The organism is Devosia sp., from assembly GCF_034675085.1.
In the GTDB taxonomy this organism is placed as follows: domain Bacteria; phylum Pseudomonadota; class Alphaproteobacteria; order Rhizobiales; family Devosiaceae; genus Devosia.
Genome location: NZ_JAUCDN010000237.1, coordinates 1 through 5,165 on the forward strand (window position 1 = coordinate 1; position 5,165 = coordinate 5,165).

Consider the following 5,165-nt stretch of genomic DNA (forward strand, 5'->3'; position numbering starts at 1 on the left):
ACGCGCGCTGCCTGACGAATCGAGGGCCTCGTGGTCGCTCGACCGCCAGGCCTGTGAAGGAGCCTCGCGTGAGCGTTCAATCGACGACCCTCGACAATGGCATGGTGGTGCTGACCGATGACATGCCGCATCTGGAAAGCGCCTCGCTCGGTGTCTGGGTAAAGGCGGGCGCGCGCAGTGAGCGCAAGGCCGAACACGGCATTTCCCATTTGCTCGAGCATATGGCCTTCAAGGGCACAAAATCGCGTACGGCCCTGCAGATCGCCGAGGCCATCGAGAATGTGGGAGGCGATCTCAACGCAGCCACCTCCATCGAACATACCGGCTATTTTGCCCGTGTGCTCAAGGACGACGTGGTGCTGGCCGCCGACATCCTCTCCGACATCCTGCAAAATTCCCTGTTCGAGGAAGAGGAACTGGCCCGCGAGAAGCAGGTCATCGTGCAGGAAATCGGCGCGGCGCGCGACAATCCCGACGATCACGTGTTCGACCTGTTCCAGGAGGCGGCTTTCCCCACCCAGCCCATCGGCCGCACCATTCTGGGCACGGTGGATTCGGTGCGCGATTTCACCGCCGATACGGTGCGAAAATATATGAGCCGCAATTATGTGGGCGACCACATGGTGATGGCGGCGGCCGGCAATGTCGATCATGACGGGCTCGTCGAGGTGGCGCGGCAGCGCTTCGCCGATCTCAAGCCCAATGGAGCGCCCGCTCCGCAACGGGCGGAATATCGCGGCGGCGAAGAGCGTCTGCTGTCCGATCATGAGCAGGCCCATATCGTTATCGGCTTCGAGGGGCGCGCCTATAATTCGGATGGCTTTTACGCTGCCCAGGTGCTGGCCTCGATCCTGGGGGGAGGCATGAGCTCGCGGCTTTTCCAGGAAATCCGCGAGAAGCGAGGCCTGTGCTATTCAGTCTATTCCTTTCACTGGGCCTTTGCCGATAGCGGCGTGTTCGGCGTCGCGGCGGCGACGGGAGAGGATGAGGTCTCCGACCTGGTGCCGGTGGTTCTCGATGAACTCAAGCGCGCCACCCAGACCATCACCGACGACGAAGTGGTGCGGGTGCGCAACCAGATTCGCGCCGGCCTGCTCATGTCGCTGGAAAGCCCCTCGGCCCGCGCCGGGCAGCTGGCGCGCCCGCAGATATTGTGGGGTCGGCCCATCCCGATGGCCGAGACCGTGGAGCGCCTCAACCGCATTACCGCCCGGCGCGTGCAGGACGTGGCCGAGCAGATCTTCACGGCCGGGACGCCCACGCTGGCGGGCATCGGCCCAATCGGCAAGCTGGCCGATCTGGGTGCCATCGGCGACATGCTGAAACGCTAGCCGATCATGCTCTGGCCCTGGTCGTCCCCGGCACCGCTGATCGCCCTGCAAGGCTCGCGCCTGCTGCTGCGCCTGCCGCAAATGGCCGATTATGCCGAATGGTACGCCCTGCGCAGCGCCAGCCGCGATTTCCTCCGGCCCTTCGAGCCGCGCTGGACCGAGGCCGATCTCAGCCGCCGCGTCTTCGCGCTACGAGTGCGCCGCGCCCGGCAGGAAGCCGAGGAGGGCAGCGACTATTCCTTTTTCGTCTTCGAGGGGGGCGTGCTGGTTGGGGGCATAACCCTCTCCAATATCCGCCGCCGCGCGGCCCAATTCGTCACGCTCGGCTATTGGATGGGCGAGCCTCATGCCGGCAAGGGCCTGATGACCAAGGCGGTGGCGCTCTGCCTGCCCTTCGTCTTCGAGACCCTCGACCTGCATCGAATCCATGCCGCTTTTCTGCCGGGCAACATGGCTTCCCGCCGTGTGCTGGAAAAGAACGGCTTCGTTGAAGAGGGTTTTGCAGAGAAATATCTGCAAATAAACGGTCGCTGGGAAGACCATGTGCTCATGGGGCTGACCCGCGAGCGCTATGATGTGGCGCGGTTCAGCGGCCGCCTGGCCTAAATCTGTTGCTATTTGGCAACAGGTTCGCGGCCTTGTCGCCCGCGGCAATCCCCGCTACCAAAAGGCACCCCGCCAAGAGGATGCCGTTTCGGCGTGCTGTCGCTGCCGTGACCTTGCCGGAATGCCGTCATAATGAAGCCTATCGCAGGATATACCCGCCCCTGATGCGTCATCTTCTTGCATTTGCGATGTCCGTTCTCGTCGCGCTGGCCGTCGTCTGGCCGACAGTCGCCTTCGAGGTCATCACCGTCCCGGAAGACGTCAACGCCGTCAATCTGTCCGATGTGATCGAAGTGCAGCCCGGAACCAATGGTCGCGTGCAGCTTTCCACCGCGCCGGGCGCCGATGGCATCATCCGTCGCATCGAGGTTCTGGCAAGCGAGCCGGGCACCAATCCCAGCTTTGCGCTCTTCGCCCTGCGCAACGAGAGCGACCAGCAGATCGAGCGGCTGCTGGTGGCCCCCTTCTTTCGCCTGCCGGGCTCGGGCATTTTCCAGCCCGACCTGGGCGACGATCGCCTGCAGGCGCTGACGCCCAGCGCCGGCATTCGCCCGGTGCGGCTGACCGACAGCGAAGCCGATGTCTATGAGGTGACGCTCGATCCGGGCGCGACGGTCACCTTCGTCGCCGAACTGGTGGGCGCCGACCTGCCCGAACTCTATCTCTGGCAACCCAACGCCTATCGCGACTATGTCAACTCCTTCACCCTGTTCCGAGGCGTGGTGCTCGGGGTGGCCTCGCTGGCGGCGATCTTCCTCACCATCATGTTCGTGGTGAAGGGCAGGGGAGTGTTCCCCGCCACGGCTGCCTTTGCCTGGGCGGTTCTGGTCTATCTGCTCATCGATTTCGGGGTGCTGGGAAGAGTGCTCGGGCTGCCTGCCGGCGGCGTGCAGCCCCTGCGGGCCGCAGCCGAAGCCGGCATCGCCACCACACTGGCCGGTTTTCTCTTTATCTATCTCAATCTCCACCGCTGGCATCTGCGTTTCGTGCATCTGGCCTTGGGGTTGGCGGCGCTATTCCTCGCGCTCTTCGCCTTTGCCTTCTTCCAGCCGGCCATCGCCGCCACCATTGCCCGGCTGGTGCTGGTGCTGCTGGGGCTCTCCGGTTTCTTTCTTATCCTGCTATTGGCCCTGCGCGGCTACGACCGCGCCGTATTGCTGGTGCCAACCTGGATCATCTTCATCGCCTGGTTGTTCTATTCCTGGCTGGTGGTGTCGGGGCAGGTATCCAACGATGTCGCCCAGCCCGCGGTCGGCGGCGGGCTGGTGCTCATCGTCATGTTGCTCGGCTTTACTGCGGTTCAACACGCCTTTTCCGAAGGGCAGGTGACCATCGGAACGCTCTCGGAGGTCGAGCGGCGGGCACTGGCGTTGACCGGATCGGGTGACTTCGTGTTCGATTGGAACATCGAGCGCGACCGTGTGACGGTCAGCGAAGAACTGGCGACGCGGCTGGGTGAAAAGCGCGGTACGCTGCGGGGCGCCATCAAGCGCTGGCTCGATCGCGTCCATCCCGACGACCGCGACCGCTTCCGCACCGCCTTCGACACTCTGGTGGAGCTGCGGCGCGGCAAGGTCTCCGCCGATATGCGCATCGCCAGCCACGATGGCAGCTATCGCAGTTTCCGCATGCGGGTGAAGCCCGTGCTGGGCGGCGACGGCCAGGTCAACCGCATCGTCGGCACCTTGCAGGACGTTACCGAAGACCGGGCGGCGCGCGAGCGCCTGCTGCACGATGCCGTGCATGACAGCCTTACCGGCCTGCCCAACCGGCAATTGTTCCTCGACCGGCTGGAGCGCTCCCTGGTGCGCGCCCGCACGCCGGGCGGCATCAAGCCGGCCGTGTTTCTCATCGATATCGACCGCTTCACCGAGCTTGAAGAGCGCATCGGCCATTCGGCGGCGGATTCGGTGCTGCTGGCCATTTCGCGGCGAATTTCCCGCATTATGCGGCCGCTCGACACCCTGGCGCGCGTCACCGGTGACCAGTTTGCCGTGATCCTGGCTTCCGAGCAGGCCGCGAGCAAGATCGCCGAGACCGCCGAGCAGATCCGCAAGGCACTCAAGGCCCCGTTCAATTTCGGCGATCGCGACCTGACGCTCTCGGCCTCCATCGGCGTCACCATCTACGACAGCAACCCCGCCAGCGCCGCCGACGTGCTGCGCGATGCGGAGTTGGCGATGTATTACGCCAAGCGTCTGGGCGGCGACCGCATCGAGGCCTATCGTGCTTCGGCCCGCTCCATCGCCGCCTATAACCGCGCCAGCGAGGAAGACCTCGAACGCGGCATGAAGCAGGGCGAACTGCATGTGCAGTTCCAGCCGGTCACCGATATCCAGACCGGCCAGATCGTCGGCACCGAAGCGCTGATGCGCTGGAACCATCCGACGCGTGGCGCCGTAAATCCGGATGAATTTGTGCCCCTGGCCGAGCGCTCGGGGCAGATCGAAAAGCTGGGGCGGCTGGCTTTCGAGCAATCGGCGGCCCAGGCCCGCGACTGGATGACGACGCTCGGCCTGCCCGAGGACTTCTTCATCTCGGTCAACCTTTCGCCCACGCAATTGGCCACCGAGACCCTGCTCAACGACATGCGCAGCCTTGTCAGCCAGAACAAGGAACTGGCGCGGCACCTCAAGCTCGAAATCACCGAAAGCCAGGTGATGAGCAATCCCGAGCATTCCGCCTATATGTTGCAGGCGCTGCGCAGCCTGGGGCTGGGATTGGCACTCGATGATTTCGGCACGGGCCATTCATCGATGAGCTATCTGCATCGCTTCCCCTTCGATACCATCAAGATTCCGGCAAATTTCGTCACCCTGAGCGAAGGCAACGGCTTCTCTCATACACAGGCTCCGATCATCAAGGCCATCGTGGCACTGGCGGCGGACCTGGACATGATGGTCATCGCCGAAGGGGTGGAAACTCAGGAGGAAGTCGAGCGGCTGCGCCAGCTCAATTGCCGCTATGCACAGGGTTTTGCCTTCGGCGCGGCGATGACCGGAGCGGAATTCGGCCGCAAGCTGGCGATCCAGTTGGGTCGCTAGAGCGTTTCCAGGAAAAGTGAATACCGGTTTTCGGTTCGGAAACGCGATAAAACAAAGGCTTAGATCATTTCAGCGTTTCGACTAAACGGTGAAATGATCTAGGCGTGGCCGGCGTCGGGGCTCAATGAGGCCCGGGTGATGCGCAGGCTGGCCAGCGCGGCCTCATAACGATCTTCCACCGGCG

At 63.7% G+C, this 5,165-nt stretch carries 3 protein-coding genes; all 3 read left to right on the plus strand.

Annotated features, from left to right (window positions below; genetic code table 11):
- Positions 1-68: 68 nt before the first annotated feature.
- The 3 genes from VDP82_RS13565 to VDP82_RS13575 all read left to right on the plus strand — a co-directional run bounded on the left by VDP82_RS13565 (position 69) and on the right by VDP82_RS13575 (position 4,981).
- The gene (locus VDP82_RS13565) at positions 69-1,331 is read left to right on the plus strand and encodes a pitrilysin family protein (RefSeq protein WP_323015381.1); all 1,263 of its coding nucleotides are present in this window, start codon (positions 69-71) and stop codon (positions 1,329-1,331) included.
- A gap of 6 nt (positions 1,332-1,337) precedes the next feature.
- Entirely contained in the window at positions 1,338-1,937 is a 600-nt protein-coding gene (locus VDP82_RS13570; RefSeq protein WP_323015382.1) for a GNAT family protein, read from the plus strand.
- A gap of 188 nt (positions 1,938-2,125) precedes the next feature.
- Positions 2,126-4,981 (plus strand): GGDEF and EAL domain-containing protein, encoded by a 2,856-nt coding sequence (locus VDP82_RS13575; RefSeq protein ID WP_323015383.1) that lies wholly within the window; start codon positions 2,126-2,128, stop codon positions 4,979-4,981.
- The last annotated feature ends 184 nt before the right edge of the window (positions 4,982-5,165 follow it).